Source organism: Janibacter sp. CFPM2_SD2, assembly GCF_057364645.1.
Map to the genome: position 1 here is coordinate 1 of NZ_JBNFOF010000042.1, position 17,816 is coordinate 17,816.

General features: G+C 69.5%; 16 protein-coding genes and 2 pseudogenes. 10 read left to right on the forward strand and 8 right to left on the reverse strand.

The window, feature by feature from the left end:
• A partial coding sequence (locus tag AC2W7J_RS06140; RefSeq protein WP_485981785.1) for an MFS transporter occupies positions 1-704 on the forward strand: 704 nt, incomplete at its 5' end.
• 92 nt (positions 705-796) lie between these two features.
• On the opposite strand, the gene AC2W7J_RS06145 is transcribed toward AC2W7J_RS06140, so the two are convergent.
• Positions 797-2,284, reverse strand: coding sequence for a DHA2 family efflux MFS transporter permease subunit (locus tag AC2W7J_RS06145; RefSeq protein WP_485981786.1), 1,488 nt, complete (start codon positions 2,282-2,284; stop codon positions 797-799).
• Positions 2,285-2,379: 95 nt separating this feature from the next.
• Between AC2W7J_RS06145 and AC2W7J_RS06150 the strand changes: the two genes are divergently transcribed.
• The 4 genes from AC2W7J_RS06150 (at position 2,380) to AC2W7J_RS06165 (ending at position 6,369) form a co-directional block, all read left to right on the forward strand.
• The gene (locus tag AC2W7J_RS06150) at positions 2,380-2,655 is read left to right on the forward strand and encodes a DUF2277 domain-containing protein (RefSeq protein ID WP_072625968.1); all 276 of its coding nucleotides are present in this window, start codon (positions 2,380-2,382) and stop codon (positions 2,653-2,655) included.
• Positions 2,656-3,106: 451 nt separating this feature from the next.
• Entirely contained in the window at positions 3,107-4,423 is a 1,317-nt protein-coding gene (dnaB, locus tag AC2W7J_RS06155; RefSeq protein WP_485981793.1) for a replicative DNA helicase, read from the forward strand.
• Positions 4,424-4,673: 250 nt separating this feature from the next.
• Positions 4,674-5,237 (forward strand): P-loop NTPase family protein, encoded by a 564-nt coding sequence (locus tag AC2W7J_RS06160; protein ID WP_255184785.1) that lies wholly within the window; start codon positions 4,674-4,676, stop codon positions 5,235-5,237.
• Positions 5,238-5,829: 592 nt separating this feature from the next.
• A complete protein-coding gene (locus AC2W7J_RS06165) occupies positions 5,830-6,369 on the forward strand; it encodes a GNAT family N-acetyltransferase (RefSeq protein ID WP_485981787.1) in 540 nt (179 codons plus the stop codon).
• A gap of 518 nt (positions 6,370-6,887) precedes the next feature.
• On the opposite strand, the gene AC2W7J_RS06170 is transcribed toward AC2W7J_RS06165, so the two are convergent.
• The 5 genes and pseudogenes from AC2W7J_RS06170 to AC2W7J_RS06190 form a co-directional block, all read right to left on the reverse strand.
• On the reverse strand, positions 6,888-7,598 hold the full coding sequence (locus tag AC2W7J_RS06170; protein ID WP_255184784.1) for a 4a-hydroxytetrahydrobiopterin dehydratase: 711 nt from the start codon (positions 7,596-7,598) through the stop codon (positions 6,888-6,890).
• 103 nt (positions 7,599-7,701) lie between these two features.
• Complete coding sequence (locus AC2W7J_RS06175; RefSeq protein ID WP_485981788.1) at positions 7,702-7,866, reverse strand: hypothetical protein; 165 nt, start codon at positions 7,864-7,866, stop codon at positions 7,702-7,704.
• Positions 7,867-7,911: 45 nt separating this feature from the next.
• Positions 7,912-10,085, reverse strand: a pseudogene (locus AC2W7J_RS06180) (heavy metal translocating P-type ATPase).
• A gap of 133 nt (positions 10,086-10,218) precedes the next feature.
• On the reverse strand, positions 10,219-11,175 hold the full coding sequence (locus AC2W7J_RS06185; RefSeq protein WP_485981789.1) for a DUF4185 domain-containing protein: 957 nt from the start codon (positions 11,173-11,175) through the stop codon (positions 10,219-10,221).
• A gap of 222 nt (positions 11,176-11,397) precedes the next feature.
• Positions 11,398-12,417, reverse strand: coding sequence for a hypothetical protein (locus AC2W7J_RS06190; protein ID WP_485981790.1), 1,020 nt, complete (start codon positions 12,415-12,417; stop codon positions 11,398-11,400).
• 125 nt (positions 12,418-12,542) lie between these two features.
• Here AC2W7J_RS06190 and AC2W7J_RS06195 point away from each other — a divergent pair, with 125 nt between their 5' ends.
• The 5 genes from AC2W7J_RS06195 to AC2W7J_RS06215 all read left to right on the forward strand — a co-directional run bounded on the left by AC2W7J_RS06195 (position 12,543) and on the right by AC2W7J_RS06215 (position 16,321).
• Positions 12,543-13,709 (forward strand): glutathione-independent formaldehyde dehydrogenase, encoded by a 1,167-nt coding sequence (locus tag AC2W7J_RS06195; RefSeq protein WP_421009240.1) that lies wholly within the window; start codon positions 12,543-12,545, stop codon positions 13,707-13,709.
• 1 nt (position 13,710) lies between these two features.
• Positions 13,711-14,280, forward strand: a complete 570-nt coding sequence (locus AC2W7J_RS06200; protein WP_255184781.1) for a type 1 glutamine amidotransferase domain-containing protein — start codon at positions 13,711-13,713, stop codon at positions 14,278-14,280.
• Positions 14,277-14,579 carry a putative quinol monooxygenase gene (locus AC2W7J_RS06205; protein WP_072625910.1) on the forward strand — a complete coding sequence of 101 codons (303 nt, stop codon included), beginning with the start codon at positions 14,277-14,279 and terminating at the stop codon, positions 14,577-14,579. Before AC2W7J_RS06200 ends, AC2W7J_RS06205 begins: the two co-directional genes overlap by 4 nt.
• Positions 14,580-14,720: 141 nt before the next feature.
• Positions 14,721-15,851: an NAD(P)/FAD-dependent oxidoreductase gene (locus tag AC2W7J_RS06210; RefSeq protein WP_485981791.1), complete on the forward strand. Its 1,131-nt coding sequence runs from the start codon at positions 14,721-14,723 to the stop codon at positions 15,849-15,851.
• Between the two features lie 131 nt (positions 15,852-15,982).
• Positions 15,983-16,321 (forward strand): TraR/DksA family transcriptional regulator, encoded by a 339-nt coding sequence (locus AC2W7J_RS06215; protein ID WP_421009238.1) that lies wholly within the window; start codon positions 15,983-15,985, stop codon positions 16,319-16,321.
• A gap of 85 nt (positions 16,322-16,406) precedes the next feature.
• Here the strand turns inward: AC2W7J_RS06215 and AC2W7J_RS06220 are convergent, their stop codons facing one another.
• Positions 16,407-17,291, reverse strand: coding sequence for an aldo/keto reductase (locus AC2W7J_RS06220; RefSeq protein WP_485981792.1), 885 nt, complete (start codon positions 17,289-17,291; stop codon positions 16,407-16,409).
• Between the two features lie 181 nt (positions 17,292-17,472).
• Positions 17,473-17,816: pseudogene (locus AC2W7J_RS06225) on the reverse strand (heavy metal translocating P-type ATPase); the annotation flags it as partial.

The following is a 17,816-nucleotide window of genomic DNA, read 5'->3' on the forward strand; positions in this document are numbered from 1 at the left end:
CATCGCCGCGACCGTGCGTCGTCGGGCTCGCCTGCGCGGTCCTCGTGCGGCTGGCACTGCCGGCCTCGCGGGGCTTCGAGCCGGCGCCGGGCAACCCGCGTGCGCTGGCGGCGATGACCCGACGGGCCCTGTCGGACCCGGCGCTGCTCGCCCTCTACGCCATCGGCGGCTGCTCGCTCGGGGCTATGGTCGCGCTCTTCAACACCATCGGCTTCCGGCTGGCGGATCCCCCCTTCGCGCTGGGGATCGGTGCGGCGAGCCTCGTCTTCCTCGTCTACCCGCTGGGGACGGTCAGCTCGACGTGGTTCGGCGACCTTGCCGACCGTCACGGCCGGCGCACGGTCATCCCGATCGGGGCGGCCGTCGCGATCGTCGGGGCGCTGCTCACGCTGCCCGACGTGCTGTCGCTCGTCGTCGCCGGGATGGGCCTGCTCGTCATCGGCTTCTTCGCCGTGCACGGGGTGGCGAGCGGCTGGGTGCCGCTGCGGGCCCACCTCGGCGGGACGAGCGCCGGCCAGGCGGCCTCGCTGTACCTCTTCACGTACTACCTCGGGTCCGCGGTCTTCGGCACCGCCTCCGGCGCCGCGTGGACCCGGGCCGGCTGGCCGGGCTCGGTGGCGCTGTCCGTGGTGCTCATGCTGCTCGTCGTGGTGCTGGCGGTGCTGCTGCGGCGCACGCCGTCGCTCGTGCCCGGCGTGCGCTGAGCCGCCTGCTCCCGGAAGGGGCATCGACGACCGGAGCACGGGCACGTCGTGGCCTCGGCCGAGAGCCCGCGGCGAAGGGAGGCCGCCTCCGGTCAGGCGAGCTCGGCGGCAGGCTCCTCGGCCGGCGTCTCGGTGGGATCCTCGGGGTCCTCGACCGGCGTGCTGACCATGAGGCAGGTCGCGATGGTGACGGCCGCGGCCACGGCCAGCATGACGAAGGCGGCCTGGACGCCCGAGGTCCGCTCCGCGGTCGTCGGGTCCGCGCCCGCCACGAGGGACATCACCGCGACGCTCGTCGCGGTGCCGGCGGCGCCGAAGACCTGCTGCGAGGAGCCGAGCAGCGCCGACCCGTGGGCGTGCAGGGAGTGCGGGAGCGACCCCAGGCCCGCGGTGAAGAGCGGGGTGAAGAGCAGCGCGAGCGAGAGGCTGAGGAGCACGTGCAGCACGAGCACGGTCCACATGCCGACGTGCGGGAGCAGGAGGGCGACGAGGCCGAGCGAGACGGTCATGCCGACCGCGCCGGGGACGACGAGGGGTCGGGCGCCGATGCGGTCGTAGAGCCGTCCGATCGACGGCCCGAGCAGGCCCATGGCCAGGCCGCCGGGGATGAGCAGCAGCCCGGTCTCGAGGGTGCTCAGGCCCAGCCCGCGCTGGAGGTGGATCGGCAGCAGGATGACCGAGCTGATGAGCGCGGCGAAGCCGAGGCACATCGTGACGAAGGCGCCGGTGAAGCTGCGGTGCCGGAAGGCGCGCAGGTCCATGAGCGGGTCACCGGTGCGGGCGAGGGCCAGCTGCCGCCACACGAAGAGGGCGAGGGCGATCGCGGCCACGCCGGCCGCGAGGAGCGGGTCGACGACGGGCTCGGGGGCGGAACCCCCTTCGCCACCGTGGCCACCGCCGAGGCTCGAGAGGCCGTAGACGATGCCGCCGAAGCCGACGACGGCCAGGGCGACGCTCGGCAGGTCGAGGCGGCTGTGCTCGCGCTCGCCGGTGTCGGGGAGGAGGCGCAGGCCGAGGACGAGGGAGGCCGCGGCGATCGGCAGCACGGCGAGGAAGATCAGGCGCCACGTGCCGAGCTCGAGCAGGACCCCGGAGACGGCCGGGCCCATCGCGGGGGCGACGGCGATGACGAGCGAGACATTGCCCATGGTGCGGCCGCGGTCGGCGACGGGCACGAGGTCCATGAGGGTGGTCATGAGCAGCGGGATCATCACCGCGGTGCCGCCGGCCTGCACGACGCGGGCGGCGACGAGCACCTCGAAGGTCGGGGCGGCCGCGGCGATCGTCGTGCCGACCGTGAAGAGGCCCATCGCCAGGGCGAAGGTGCGCCGCGTCGCCAGGCGTCGCATGATCCAGCCGGTCATCGGGATGACGACGGCCATCGTCAGCATGAAGGCGGTCGTCAGCCACTGCGCGGAGGTCTCGACGACGCCGAAGTCGTCCATGAGCCGCGGGATGGCGTTGTTCATGATCGTCTCGTTGAGGATCACGACGAAGGTGGCCACCGTCAGCACGCGCAGGATGAGCGCGGTCTGGGCAGGGGTGGTCACGGGGTGCGGCGCCGCCGCGGTGATGGGCATGTCCTCCATGGTCCGCCGGCCCACCGACAGCGACCAAATGCTTGTGACCGGCGAAGGGGGGTGCCCCTGTCGGTCCGCAGGAGGAGACTGGGGGCATGTGCCGAAACATCCGACAGCTGCACAACTTCGAGCCCCCGGCCACGACCGACGAGGTGCGCGCCGCCGCCCTCCAGTACGTGCGCAAGGTGAGCGGTTCGACGAAGCCGAGCCAGGCCAACCAGGCCGCCTTCGACGAGGCCGTCGAGGAGATCGCGCAGGTGACCCAGCACCTGCTCGACCACCTCGTGACCAATGCGCCGCCGAAGGACCGCGAGGTCGAGGCCGCCAAGGCCAAGGAGCGGGCGCGGGCCCGCTACGAGCGCGCCGGCTGATCGCTCCCGTGACCCGTGTGACCGGGCGGGCCGTCCGTCGATACGGGGCTTGCCTGATCGCCCCCGATGTGTCGCGGAGCACGTCGTGGTCTGTGGATGGTGGACTGGCTGATCTTTTTGGGGTCCACACCTGTTCCTGGGTGTTTGCGCAGGTCAGAGGCGGTGTCGGTGCTGGTCGAGACCGGAGATCCACAGACTTGTCCACGGGCTGTGCACAGACCAGTGGCGCGTCGTCCACACCCGGTCCACACCTCTGTCCACAGGGCCGTTTGGCGTTGTCGGCACCGGGTGCGACAGTGCTCTGACGTCCCCTCGCGGGGGCGCGCGGACCCCCCCTTCGGCCGGGTCCGGTGCAGGAGACGGAGGGTAGCCCGGGTGACGACGTTCGAGCAGGACACGAGGTCATTCGGCGACTCCGACTCCTACTCCGTCCGGGCCCCCCGCCGACCGGCTGCCCCCGCAGGACCTGGGCGCCGAGCAGTCGGTCCTCGGCGGCATGCTGCTGTCGAAGGATGCGATCGCCGACGTCGGTGAGGCGGTGCGCGGGCACGACTTCTACAAGCCGGCCCACGAGCTGATCTTCGACGCGGTCATCGACCTCTACAGCCGCGGCGAGCCGGCCGACGCGATCACCGTCGCCGACGAGCTGAGCAAGCGCGGCGACCTGCAGCGTGCCGGCGGCCAGGCCTATCTGCACGACCTCATCCAGTCGGTGCCGACCGCTGCCAATGCCGGCTACTACGCGCAGATCGTCGCCGAACGGGCGGTGCTGCGTCGCCTCGTCGAGGCCGGGACCAAGATCGTCCAGATGGGCTATGCCCAGGGCGGTGGCGACGTCGAGGAGATCGTCAACGCCGCGCAGGCCGAGGTCTACACCGTCGCCGAGAAGCGTGGCGGCGAGGACTACGCCCCGCTGTGGGACACGCTCAACGAGACGATGACCGAGATCGAGGTCGCCGCCGGTCGCACCGACGAGATGACCGGTGTGCCCACGGGCTTCACCGACCTCGACGAGCTGACCCACGGTCTGCACCCGGGGCAGATGATCGTCGTCGCGGCGAGACCGGCAATCGGCAAATCTACGCTGGGTGTGGACATCGCCCGCGCGGCGGCGATCCACCACCAGATGGCGACCGCGATCTTCTCCCTCGAGATGAGCCGCAGCGAGATCACCATGCGTGTCCTCGCGGCGGAGGCGAGCATCCAGCTGCAGCACCTGCGGCGGGGCAAGATGAGCGACCCCGACTGGCGCAAGCTCTCCCGCGTCGTCGGCCGGATCAGCGACAGCCCGCTCTACATCGACGACTCGCCCAACCTCGCGCTCATGGAGATCCGCGCCAAGGCGCGGCGCCTGAAGCAGCAGCACAACCTCAAGCTCATCGTCATCGACTACCTGCAGCTGATGACCTCGGGCAAGAAGGTCGAGTCCCGCCAGCAGGAGGTCTCCGAGTTCTCCCGTGCGCTCAAGCTCCTGGCGAAGGAGCTGCAGGTCCCGGTCATCGCGATCTCGCAGCTGAACCGGGGTCCTGAGCAGCGCACCGACAAGCGTCCGGCGATGAGCGACCTTCGTGAATCGGGATCGATCGAGCAGGATGCCGACCTCGTGATCCTGCTCCACCGCGACCGCGACCCCGGGTCCGAGCGCGAAGGGGAGGCCGACGTGATCGTCGCTAAGCACCGAAACGGCCCGACCGCCGACATCGTCCTCGGCTTCCAGGGTCACTATGCCCGCTTCTCGAACCTCGCGAAGGACTCGGGCGGGTTCTAATTGTCGAGAAGCGCCCTAAATTAGAGCAAGTCGACTTCTATCTAAGATATGAGGATCCGAGGGCACTAGGACGCCAGACTTCTGGTGCTCGGACGCCGCGCGGGCAAGGTTTGGTCCCTTGAGACGCAACGCAACCTCATCTGTTGACCCACTTAGTCCAACTGGCTCAAACTGACCCCCGAAGTGCCTGAGGCACGGTAACGCGGGGCCTTCACGCGCCTCACATCCATGACTCCCTGCAGGAGGACGTTTGACCCCGTGCCGGCTCCACATCACAGGCGCGAGTGGGACAGGCACGACGACGCTTGGCCGCGCGGTGGCCACGACGTGGTCGGTCCCACACGCCGACACCGACGACTACTTCTGGGCGCCTACCTCGCCGCCGTACACGACGAAGCGCGACGGGACCGACCGCCTTCGCCTCATGCACGAGATGTTCGTCGGACGTGAGGCCTGGGTCCTGTCCGGGACCCTCATGGGTTGGGGCGACTCACTTGCGGAGCACTTCGACGCGGTCGTTTTCCTCTCGCTCGACCACGACGAGCGAATGGATAGACTCCGCGCCCGCGAAGTGACCCGGTACGGCGTCAGCATCGAGACCGGCGGCTCGCGCGCGACCGCGCATCATGAGTTCATGCAGTGGGCCGGAGGCTACGAGGACCCGGACTTCGACGGGCGCAACCGTGCGCGGCACCAGGCCTGGCTGGGCACACTGCCCTGCACCGTGCTCCGGCTGGACAGCGCTCGCCCCGTAGACGAACTCGTGAAGGAGATCATCGAGTTCAGCCCACCCGGAGCGCACGTCACGAGCTGACATGTGCACAGTCGAGACGTGCCCACCGAAACGCCCGACATGCCGCGGCACTTCAGCATGTGGAGACACGGCTCTGCGTTGAAGAGGGCGACCTGGCGAGAGCGCGACCGGCGCGATCATGCGCGGAGATGCACAACTAGGCCACGATCGAGTGGCGCGACGTCTGGGAGTCGGTGGAACACAACACGGATGGGCAATCCGGGTCGATCACCGAGACAAGCGCCGAGCTTGGACTTCTAGATTGCACACGTCTGGGATCCAGGCCGGATCTGTGCAATCTAGGCAGCGTGTCATGTGCAATGTTCGCTGCATCTCGACACTAATGTCGAGATGCAGCGAAGACTGCAGAGAAGGCCGTTGTTTGCAGCAAGAGCCGAAAATTATGAATTGCCCTAATTAGTCTGGCGTGCGCTGATCCTCCTGGACTCAAAAAGAATTGGCATCAAACCCGGGACGCTTCTGACTTCAAGAGGGAGGTCCTCGCCCCCGCTGTAGGCTCTGCCTTGAAGTGCAACTGGCGCAGCCGGTGAACCGGCAGGGAGCAGACCTCTACGACTATCGCCCGCCTGGGTAGTCGCTCGGAGGAGTTCGCATGTCCCTGTCTGCACATCCACCGCACCCCGTGCTCGCTAAGGCCGAAGACGTCGCTGGGATCTGGCGGCTGCGCCGTCAACTCGAGGACTGGATATTCGCCCAGGGGATCGACCAGTGGCGACCGGGGGAGGTGCCTGAGGCCGTCATTGAGTCACAGGTCCGAGAGGGCCAGTGGCATGTTCTACGCGAAGGCGGCGTCCTCAAGGCCGCTCTGAGGGTTCTCCATGAGGACCTCGACTTCTGGGGCGCCGTCGAGGAGCCGTCTGTCTTCGTGCACGGCCTGATGGTCGACCGTGCATTCGCGGGTGCAGGACTTGGCGCCTCCCTCCTTGACTGGGCCGCCGCCGAGGGATGCCGAGAGGGGGCGGAATGGCTGCGGCTGGACTCGGCCGCTGGAAACCCGCGGTTGAGCGAGTACTACGTCGGCTTGGGCTTCATGTCCATGGGCACCCAAGAACTGGGCGGCGGACTGTTCGACGTCACCCTCTGGCAGCGCTCGGTCAGCGGCGCAGTGCGGGGCTCCCAAACTGCTAGGTGACGGGCGTGACGTCCGCTGCTACGTCGGTCGAAGCGCGGCCGAAAGGCAAGCCTCGCAACTGCGGGCGTCGCCGTAGACGCGTACAGATCGGCGCCTACTTTGCGCACAGCGGGTGCGAGGCCCGTCGTGTGCAAAGTAGGTGGCGGGTCGTGTGCAGTCTTGGCTGCACCTCGACATCTGATGTTGTAGAGAGGGGTCCTAGTTTGTATACGCGGCTCCGGGCAGTGTTTAGGGACTGCTGCTCGAATAGGTGAAAGTCGGTAGCTGCTGCAGCGGACGAATGGGTCGTATCCGGGTCCGCAGGCCCGCGAGGCCTTCATTGGACGATGGCGCCCTGTGGGCCGAAACTATGCAAAGTTGGCCGCGTGTCGTGTGCAGTCTGGACTCGATCTCGACATCCAATCTCCTCCGAGAGTCGGCCGAGCGCGCGCCTTGACCGTTCCCTCAGTGAACAACAGTCAACCTCATTGAGGGTGAGGAATGTCGAGTGGACACTCAGCGACACATCCGAGGACCGATCAGGCCGGAGCCGCCGACATGTCGGCGCACAGCACGCCCCGGTTGCCCTCGGGGTCTGCGATGACCGTGAGGCCGGGCGCTTGGCTGTCGTCGACGACCTCGCCGCCGGCCGCGACGGCCGCGGCGACCCTCCCTTCGACCTGCTCGGGGGCCACGTAGACCTCGAGGTGGAATCGCTGACCGCCCCCACCCTCCGGGTCCACCTCCCCGAACCACAGGTTGGGGATGCGCACGTCGGCGTCCCGTATCTCGTCGCCCGGCGTCCCGCGACCCTGCGACTGCGGGTCGCCGGTGAGCAGCGCGGCCCACACGGGCGCGACCTTCGCGGAGTCCGTGACGTCGAGCCCGAGCTCGACCTCGCTCACGCCAGCCGGGTCCGCGGTCAGCCCAAGCTCGGCGGCGATCTGCGTGATCCGGCGCGCGAGGTCGACGTCGCGCTGCGTCACCCACTCGATCCCGTGCAGCTCCGACCCGTCCTCGTCGTCGCGGTAGACAGCGTCCTGGCTGACGACCTCGAGGTCGACGACACCCTCCCCGATCCGCACGCGCGGATGATGACCGAGGTCGTCGCCCCCTGCGCCGACGGCCGTGACGAACCGCGCCGCCTCCCCGAAGCCTTCGACCCGATACCTCGCGTGCAGCCCCTGGGCGAGCTTGCGCCAGTCGGTGAGCCCCTCGGCAGCGATCTGATCTCCCCTGATCATGTCCATGGCGTCCACGCTAGCGGCGAGGGGGGTGCCGTTGCGGTCCGCGGACCGCCCCGACGTGGTCAGCCGGAGACGACCTCGGCGAGCACGACGAGCAGCCTCTGCGTCAGCTCGGCGCCTCTGAGGGCTGCGGTGACAGCCAAGACCTGACGCTGTTGCCGGTCGGCGTGGCGGTGTACTGCCAACCGAACGTGCAGCATCGCCGGTAGAGGTCGTACTTCATGTAGGTGTAGTCGCGGCGGTTGCCGGAAGACTCTGGGGTGGTGCTCATGACCAGTCCTTGCTGGAGCTGGGAGTGCATTGCTGGTGAGCCGATTCACTCGTCGGTGTCGCGGCCCAGGAGTTTTGCGGTGCTGCGCGCCGGGGTCAGGTCGAGGCGCCGCAGGAGCTGGGCGTTCAGGGCGACTACGACGGTGGAGGCCGACATGAGGATCGCGCCGACGCTCATCGGAAGGACGAAGCCGACCGGGGCGAGAACGCCCGCGGCCAGTGGCACGGAGATGAGGTTGTACCCAGCGGCCCACCACAGGTTCTGCTTCATCTTGCGGTAGGAAGCTCGCGAGAGGTCGATGACCGAGAGCACCGAGCGCGGGTCGGAGCTGGCGAGGATCACGCCCGCGGAGCCGATGGCCACGTCGGTGCCGGCGCCGATGGCGATGCCGACGTCGGCTTGGGCCAGGGCGGGGGCGTCGTTGACGCCGTCGCCGACCATGGCGACCTTTCGCCCTTCGTCCTGCAGCTCGGTGACCTTGGCGGCCTTGTCCTGCGGGCGGACGCCGGCGAAGACCCGGTCGATGCCCAACTCGGTGGCGACGGTCTCGGCGACGGCCTGGGCGTCTCCGGTGATCATCACGACTTGGGCGCCTGCGGCGTGCAGGGCGTCGACGGCGTCGCGGGACTCAGCGCGGACCTCGTCGGCCAGGCGAAGGGCGCCGATGACCCCGCCGTCGGCGAGGACGTGGAGGATGATCGCGCCCTCCTCGCGCCAGGTTTGGGCGACGGGCAGCTCCGCCAGGTCGTGGAGCTCGAGCAGGTAGGGGCCACCGACCTCGATCACCGTGCCGTCGACGCTCGCCCGCACCCCCACTGCCGGGGATGAGGAGAAGTCACCGGCGCGCGGGACCTCAAGCTCGCGGGCGCGTGCGGCACCGACGATGGCCCGGGCCAGCGGGTGCTCACTGTCGGCCTCGGCGGCTGCCGCCAGCGCGAGGATCTGGTCCTGGTCGTGACCGCCGTGCGCCTCGATGCCGGTGACGGTGGGCTCGCCCTTGGTGAGGGTGCCGGTCTTGTCGAAGAGGACAGTGTCGACGGTGCGCATCGACTCCAGCGACAGGCGGTCCTTGACGAGCACGCCACCGCGGGCGGCCCGCTCGGTGGCGATGGAGACCACCAGCGGGATGGCCAGCCCGAGGGCGTGGGGGCAGGCGATGACGAGGACGGTGATCGTGCGCACCACCGCGCTGTCGGGCAGTCCCTGCACCGACCAGACGAGGGCCGTGATCGCAGCGGCGCCGAGGGCGAACCAGAAGAGCCAGGCTGCGGCGGTGTCGGCGATGCGCTGGGCGCGGGAGGAGGAGGCCTGGGCGTCGGTCACGAGCTTCTGGATGCCGGCCAGGGCGGTGTCGTCACCGGTGGCGGTGACCTCGACGCGCAGGCCGGAGTCGGTGGCCACGGTGCCGGCGACGACGTTCTCCCCCTTCTCGCGGCGCACGGTCTTGGACTCTCCGGTGACCATGGACTCGTCCATGCTGGCCGAGCCGTCGACGATCCGTCCGTCGGCGGGCACGGACGCCCCGGGGCGGACATGGTGACGTCGCCGACCACCAAGTCGGCCGGTGCGACGGTGACGACCTCGTCGCCGTCCACCTTCTCGGCCTCATCGGGCAGGAGCGCGGCCAGGGAGTCCAGTGCGGAGGTGGTCTGGGCCAGCGAACGCATCTCGATCCAGTGGCCCAGCAGCATGATGACCACCAGGAGGGCCAGCTCCCACCAGAAGTTCAGCTCGTGGTCGAGCACGCCCAGGCTGGCGCCCCAGGAGGCGATGAAGGCCACGGTGATGGCCAGGCCGATCAGGAGCATCATCCCCGGCTGGCGAGTGCGGATCTCGTCCACGGCGCCGGTGAGGAAGGGCCGGCCGCCCCACAGGTACATGGCCGTGCCGAGTGCGGGCGAGACCCACGGCGCCCAGCCTCCGTCGGGCAGGTCGTAGCCGATGAGGTCGGCGAACATGTCGTTGAAGCCGACGACCGGGACCGCCAGCACAAGCATGATCCAGAACAGGCGGCGGAACTGCCCGACGTGGTCGCCGTGCTTCTCGTGCCCTCCGTGGCCGCGGTGCTCGCCGTGGCTGTGCTCAGCGTCGCGGCCTGCCTTCCGCGGCTGGTGATCACGCGGATGACGCCCGTGCACCTGGTCGGTCACGTCGGCTTCGGGGTGGCTCTCGTGCGTGTCCCCTGCAGGCGCGAACTGGTGGCCGTGGTTGACGTTCATGCCTGGAATTTATACCCCCTAGGGGTATAGGTCAATGCGTGGCCTCGCTCCCCGAAAGGCAGGCGTCGGGGGCGGAGCCACACGTAACAGGGTGCGCCGACCGCCCGGAGCGGGGTCGAGGCGCCGGGCCGGGTCACCTGGGCAGCGTGACCCGGACGAAGTGCGGCCGGTACCGCAGCGGGTCCTCGACCACGCGCTCGCTGTTGGTGTCGTTGGTGCTGTACGACGCGACGACGCTCCCGGCCTGCGGGAAGAGCGAGGGGTGCGCCAGCGGCATGTAGCGCACCTGGCCGGTCTCTCCCTTCGGCACCTTGGCGACCGCGGTGCCCGATGACCACGGCCCGGTGGGGGAGTTCGCGGTCCACACGGTGATGTCGCTGCCGAGCAGGTCGTTGCGCTTGCTCAGGGCGTACCAGCGCCCGCCGCGGGTGAAGACACTGAGCGTCTGGGAGACCCCGTCACGCGCCGCGATCATCTCGGTCGCGTCAGCCTGCGAGCGGGACCACCCGCTGCCGTCCCAGTAGCGCCAGCGCGACTGGTTCAGCAGGTCGTCGGGCCGCACCCGCGCGACGCGAAGGGAGTACCCCCACGCCCTGTCGGAGCCCGGGTTGGCGGTGCCGTAGACGTAGACCCACCGGTCCGTGCCGCTGCCGACGAGCGCGGTGGCGGCACCCCACGTCGGGTGCTCGCGGCCAGAGCGGTCGGCGCCGATGTCGCGCTGCTCGATGAGCTGCGGGGTCGCACCGGCGGGGACGACGAAGACGGCGATCGACAGCCCGAGGTTCTGGAAGCCGAAGGCGTCGGACCCGGTCGTCTGCACCCGTTGCGTCGTGACGTAGACGAGGTCGTAGCCCGTGCGGCGGTCGACGATCGTCGACATCGGCCAGTAGCCGACGGGGTTGTCCCCGCTGCCCGCTCGGTCCGGGATGAGGGCGCCGCCGGACTTCGGCAGGACGGCACGCAGGCACCGGTCGTCGGCGACGAGCATCGAGTTGCGGACATAGGTCGGCCCCGCCTGCCCGCCGCGCAGCGTGTCGCCGAAGAGCCACAGCCGCCGGCCGTCCTGCAGGAGTGCGTCGGCGCACGTCACCCCCGCGGAAGTCGTCGGTCCCGCGCAGGCCGGCGATCCGATTGAGGTCGTCGACCGAGGTCACGGACCCGGAGGCGACGCAGTCCGCGGTCGCGGCGAGCGAGGCCACGGGGCGCGGGGTGGCCGCCTCGGCGCGGGGCACGACGACGGCGAGCGCGAGCATCGCTGCGGTGAGTGGCGCAACGACGCCGAGGACCCGCACCCGCCACGCGTTGACCCCGCTCAGGTCCCGCAGCGACTCGTCGCCCACTGGCTCGGGCACGGCGTAGCGGCGCCGCACCGATCCGGCGAGGACGACGACGAGCAGCGAGGTCGCGATCCACACGAGCAGCACTGCGACCGTCCGACGGCGAGCTCGCCGCGCAGGGTCACCGCGGTCGCGGTATCGACGCCGGCGCCCGGTACCCCCCAGCCCGGCGAGGCTCGCCCACGGCTCGCCGACCGAGATAGGGGTCGGACCCGGGCGAGCACCGGTGCGCCCGTGGCGAAGAAGGCGACGACCACCAGCCCGAGACCCGCCCACCCGAAGAGTGCTTCGAGCGCGATGGTCGAGACCGCGGCCGCTCCGGCGACGGCGGCCGCCACGAGCACCCCGACCCAGCTGCCGCGCAGCACGAGCACACCGATGAGCGCCCCGCCGACGACGGAGGCGGAGCCGATGACGAGGGTCCGGCGCAGCGCGCGCAGGTGGGTGCGGGACACCGGCCCGTCGCGCAGGCTCGTGCCCACCGCGAGGAGGAACCCCAGGAGCAGGGCGAGGGCGACGGCAAGGCGGGCGGCCTCCCTTCGCTCGTCGGCGTCAGCGGGGCCGGCGGTCTCGACGTGGACGGTGCGGCCAAGACTCTCGTCGGTCTGCTCGACGCGGTCGCGAATCGCCGCGTCGAGGGTGTCGTCGTTGGCCGAGGCGAGCAGCAGGCGGTCGACGGACCCCTCGAGATCGACGATGAGCGCGGCCCGCGCAGACCCGTCGTCGAGTGCCGCGCGTGCCGTGTCCTCGTTGGTCACCGCACGCAGGTCGAAGGGGTCGCCCGGCAGGTCGTCGTACTGCCGGGCCACGCTCTCGGCGACGACCGGGTCGGCGGCGACCACCGCGGGCACGGCGTGCGGACGCAGGTCGTCGGACCCCGCGAGGACAAAGGCGGCCCAGGCGATCTCGGCGACCACGACGACGGCGAGCACCATCGCGACCGCGGGGGGCATGACGTGCCGCCACCGCGGACGGTCCGTATCGGTGGGGCCCACGTCCGCAGGCTAGGGGAAGTCCGGTCGACATGTCGGGTTCGGTGGCACGCGCTTGACTCGGCCATGACGCGCTGTGAGTGTGAAGGAGTCAGAAGTTCACCACGCACAACCATTGGAGACTCGCCATGAAGGCTGTCGTCTATCAGGGGCCCAGAGATGTCGCGGTGACGGATGTTCCGGACGCGAAGATCGAGCGCCCCACCGATGTGCTGGTCAGGATGACAACGACCAATATCTGCGGCTCGGACCTGCACATGTACGAGGGACGAACCTCCTTCGAGGAGGGCCGCACCTTCGGCCACGAAAACATGGGGGAGGTGGTGGAGATCGGTAAGGGCGTGGAGAAGGTCCAGGTCGGCGACCGGGTCGTGCTGCCCTTCAACATCTCGTGCGGGTTCTGCAAGAACTGCGAGCGCGGGCTCACGAACTACTGCCTCACCACCCAGCCTGACCCGTCTGCCGCCGGTGCGGCCTACGGTTTTGCAGAGATGGGCCCGTACGGCGGCGGCCAGGCCGAGCTGCTCCGGGTGCCCTTCGGCGACCACAACGCACTGCGCCTGGGCGAGGACGCGGAGGAGAAGGAGAATGACTACGTCATGCTCTCCGACATCTTCCCCACCGGTTACCACGCCACCGAGATGGCAGGCGTGATCCCGGGCGACAGCGTCGTGATCGCTGGAGCCGGTCCGGTGGGTCTGATGGCTGCGCTGTCCGCGACGATCAAGGGCGCCGCGAAGGTCATGGTGGTCGATCGCCACCCCGACCGGCTCGCGCTGGCCGAGCAGATCGGAGCGATCGCCATCGACGACTCCAAGACCGACCCCGTGCAGGCTGTGCTGGACGAGACCATGGGGCTCGGAGCCGACCGTGGCTGCGAGTGCGTGGGCTACCAGGCCCACGACCCGCAGGGGAACGAAGACCCGGCTGCCACCTTGAACATGCTCATCAACTCGGTGCGTTTTACCGGCGGGATCGGCACCGTCGGCGTGTTCGTCCCCGAGGACCCGGGGGCCAAGGGCGAATTGGCCAAGCAGGGCAAGGCGGCCATCGACTTCGGCACCCACTGGTTCAAGGGACAGACCATGGGCAACGGTCAGTGCCCGGTCAAGAAGTACAACCGCCGGCTGCGTGACCTGATCGCGGCTGACAAGGCGAAGCCGTCCTGGATCATCTCCCACGAGATCTCGCTGGACCAGGCCGCCGACGCCTACAGGAACTTCGACTCCAGGTCCGAGGGCTGGACCAAGGTCGTCATCAAGCCGGGTATGTCCGACGGAAAGAAGGCAAACTGACATGGCAGCAGATCTGCAGGGCAAGAGAGTCGCGATCCTCGCCGCGGACGGGGTCGAGCGCGTCGAACTCGAGCAACCCCGCGAGGTTCTGGACAAGGCCGGCGCCCGGACCGAGGTCCTCTCGGTCGATGAGGGCGAGATCCAGGCCCGCGAGAACGACCTGGATCCGGTGGGGACGTTCGCCGTCGACGGGCTGGTGGCTGAGGCCTCGGTGGCCGACTACGACGCCTTGGTGCTTCCGGGCGGCACGGTGAACCCCGACAAGCTCCGGCTCGACGAGGACGCTGTCGCTTTCGTCCGGGACTTCGTCGAGAGCGGCAAGCCGGTGGCGGCGATCTGTCACGGACCGTGGACGTTGATCGAGGCCGGCGTGGCCACCGGTCGCACCCTGACGTCCTTCCCGAGCATCCGCACGGATCTGCGTAATGCTGGCGCGAACGTCGTTGACGAGGAGGTCGTGGTCGACAAGAACCTCATCACCAGCCGCTCGCCGGAGGACCTGCCGGCGTTCTCCGCGGCGATCGTGTCCCAACTCGAGGGCACCTCGACAACGGAAGGGGGGAAGTCATGAGTGTGACCAAGGGACTGCTGGTCAGGTTCGACGCGCTGCCCGGCAAGGAGGACGACGTGAAGGAGTTCCTTGACAGCGGCCGTGCGCTTGTCGAGGAAGAGCCGGCGACCACTGCGTGGTTCGCGATCCGCCTCGGGCCCTCCTCCTTCGGGATCTTCGACGTGTTCCCCGACGACGCCGGACGTGACGCTCACCTGTCCGGCGCTGTTGCGGCAGCTCTCGGCGAGCAGACCGGTGCGATGTTCTCCGAACCGACGATCGAGAAGCTCGACGTGTTGGGCTCCAAGCTGCCCGCCTGACACCACAGACCGGGAGTACTGACCCGGACATGAGGGGTCGCTGCCCGCGGTGACTTCGGGCTGACACAGTCCGTTGACGTCGTGGCAGCGGCCCCTTTTCTTGCGGCCTATCGCACATCCCTAACAGATCGAGGAACCGCGATGACAGGAATTGACGACGACGTTGCCACGACGCGTTCACCCGAGGTAGCAGTGATCGGGGGCGGGATCGTCGGTCTGTCGACGGCGTACGCGCTGCGGGAGCAGGGCGTTCCGGTGCGCTTGTACGAGGCCGGTGTGCCCGGAACGGGTCAGTCCGCAGGCGAGTCGCGGATCTTCCGGCATGCCCACGACGACCCGCGACTCGTCGCTTTCGCGCGCGAAAGCCGCGGCGTATGGGATGAGTGGGCCGAACACTTCGACGTCGAGCTGGTCTCTTCAGACGGTGTCGTGGCGATCGGCGACAGCGCCTTGGAGCGGCTGCGGGTGCTCGACCAGGTCGGTGGCGTGGAAGTGCACGAGATCGATGCAGCCGAGCTCGCCCAGCGAATGCCGCTGCTCGCTGGGTACTCGGGGCCAGCGGTGCTCGACGAGTCGGGTGGCGCGATCCGCACCCGCACCGCGATCACGGCACTCGCGGGTGCCCTCGCAGATGCCGTCACCACCGCAGAGGTCATCTCCATCGATCCCCGCGCAGATGGGACGGTCGAGGTGCGCAGCGTCAACGACCGGGCTGTCTACTCCAAGGTCGTCGTGTGCGCCGGCCGCGAAACCGCCCGCCTGGCCCGCAGCGTCGGCCTGTCGCTGCCGGTTCGCCTTGCCGCACACGTCCGGCTGACCTTCGACGTCAAAGCCGCCGCCCCGGCACGAGTCGCGTGCCTGCAGGACAGCAGCGGCGTGTTCGGCGAAGTCGGCGTGTACGCGACGCCGCTACCGGGCAACAGCAGGTATTCGGTCGGACTCAGCGAAACCGTCGGAGTCCGCGACGACGGAACGTTCATCGACCCTGCGGCGATTCGATCGCTGGACGAACGCGCACGCGAATACGTGACGCGGGCGCTGCCCGGTCTCCACCCAGAGCCGCGCGACTTCCTTCACTGCTGGGTGACCGACCTCCCCTGGAGCGAGGACGGCGTGGCCGTGTGGGAGGCAGGCTCTGTCTTTTTTGTGGCCGGTCACAATCTGTTCAAGCAGGCACCTGCGCTGGGTCGCGCTCTTGCCCGGGCTGCGACCGGCGGCGGTCTCAGGGGCGAGCTCACGCCCGAAGCGCGCCTCGGCGAAGCCCAGGACTAGTGCCGGTGACCCACGGATGCGGCGCTGCGCCAGCTCGAGAAGCTTGACGTCCTGGCGTCGAAGCTCCCCACCGGACCCCACCTCCGGGGGCAGCCCGCCGACCTGTAGAGGGCGGGTGCCATGATGCGTGGATGCCTGACCCACGGACACTTCTCGACGCCGAGCGAAGGGAGACCCTCGCTCGTCTCGCGACCCTGACCGGGGACTTCGACGCGCTCGTCGAGGCCAGCGAGGGGAGCAACGCCGACGACGAGCACGACCCGGAGGGGGCGACGATCGCCTTCGAGCGCTCGCAGGTCGATGCGCTCGCTCGGCAGGCCCGCGAGCACCTCCGCGAGATCGACGCTGCTCTGGCCCGCCTCGACGCAGGCGTCTACGGCACCTGCGAGCGGTGCGGTCGCCCCATCTCGGCGGGTCGGCTCGAGGCGCGACCCACGGCGCGGACCTGCATCGATTGCGCTGCCCGCTGACCGCTGACCGCAGGTGATGCGGATCAAGGACATCCCGCGTGCGCGAGCACGCGGGATGTCTGTGTCTCATGGGCCACGCGGCCCATCATGCCTCCGGGATCTCCCGGCCGAAGCTCTCCAGCGTGATGTCCTCCGGCTCGGGGCCACCGCGCTTGCCGGTGTCGAGGCCGTCGATGGCGGCCAGCTCGGTCTCGGAGAGCTCGATGTCGAAGACGTCGAAGTTCTCGGCGATCCGCGCGGGAGTCACGGACTTCGGGATGACCTGGCGGCCCTGCTGCAGGTGCCAGCCGAGCATGACCTGCGCGGGCGTCTTGCCGTGTGCGTCCGCGATCGAGCGGATCGTCTCGTTCTCGAGGGTGCTCGTGTGGCCGGAGTCGCGGTAGAAGGTGATGCCGCCGATCGGGGACCACGCCTGGCTGACGATCCCGAGCTCGTTGTTGCGGTCGAGCAGCGCCGACTGGCGGAAGTACGGGTGCACCTCGATCTGGTTGACGGCCGGCACGACCTCGGTCTCCGCGAGGAGCCGGTCGAGGTGCTCGTGCATGAAGTTCGAGACGCCGATGGCGCGCACCCTGCCGTCGGCGAGCAGCCGCTCCAGCGCTCGGTAGGCGCCGATCGTCGTGTCGAACTCGCCCGGCAGCGCCTGGTGCAGGACCAGCAGGTCGATCTGCTCGACGCCGAGCTTGCCGGCGCTCTTGTCGAAGGAGTGCAGCGTCTCGTCGTAGCCGTAGTCGCTGATCCAGATCTTCGTCTCGACGAAGACCTCGTCGCGGGCGAGACCGGACCGGCGGATCGCCTCGCCGACCTCGCGCTCGTTGCCGTAGGCGGCGGCGGTGTCGACATGCCGGTAGCCGACCTCGAGCGCGGCCTCGACCGCCGCGATGGTCTCGTCCGGCGGGGTCTGGAAGACGCCGAGGCCGAGGGCAGGCATGGTCACGCCGTTGTTGAGGGTGATCGTGGGGATGCTCATGGTCTCGACGCTAGCCGGAGAGGTCCGGGAGGGCGCCGGAGGTGCGTGGTCGGGCATCGGTGTCCTGCTCGCGGGTGTTGCGCTGCTGCGTGGATCACGCTTCGGGACCACCCGAGCCCCTTGCCGAGGGCCACAGCCGTCTGACTCCCTGCCCTCTCGGGCTGGCCACGGGTGTGTGCGCTCAGCCGCGCAGCTTCGCCGCGCTCCGCTCGGGTGCCAGGTCCAGCCGCCGCAGCAGCTGCGCGTTGAGCGCGACGACGATCGTCGAGAGCGACATCAGCATCGCGCCGACGCTCATCGGCAGGACGAAGCCGACCGGGGCGAGCAGGCCGGCGGCCAGCGGCACGGACAGCAGGTTGTAGCCGGCAGCCCACCAGAGGTTCTGCTTCATCTTGCGATAGGTCTCGCGAGAGGTCGATGACCGAGAGCACCGAGCGCGGGTCGGAGCTGGCGAGCACGACTCCGGCAGAGCCGATCGCGACGTCGGTGCCCGCGCCGACCGCGAGGCCGACGTCGGCCTGCGCG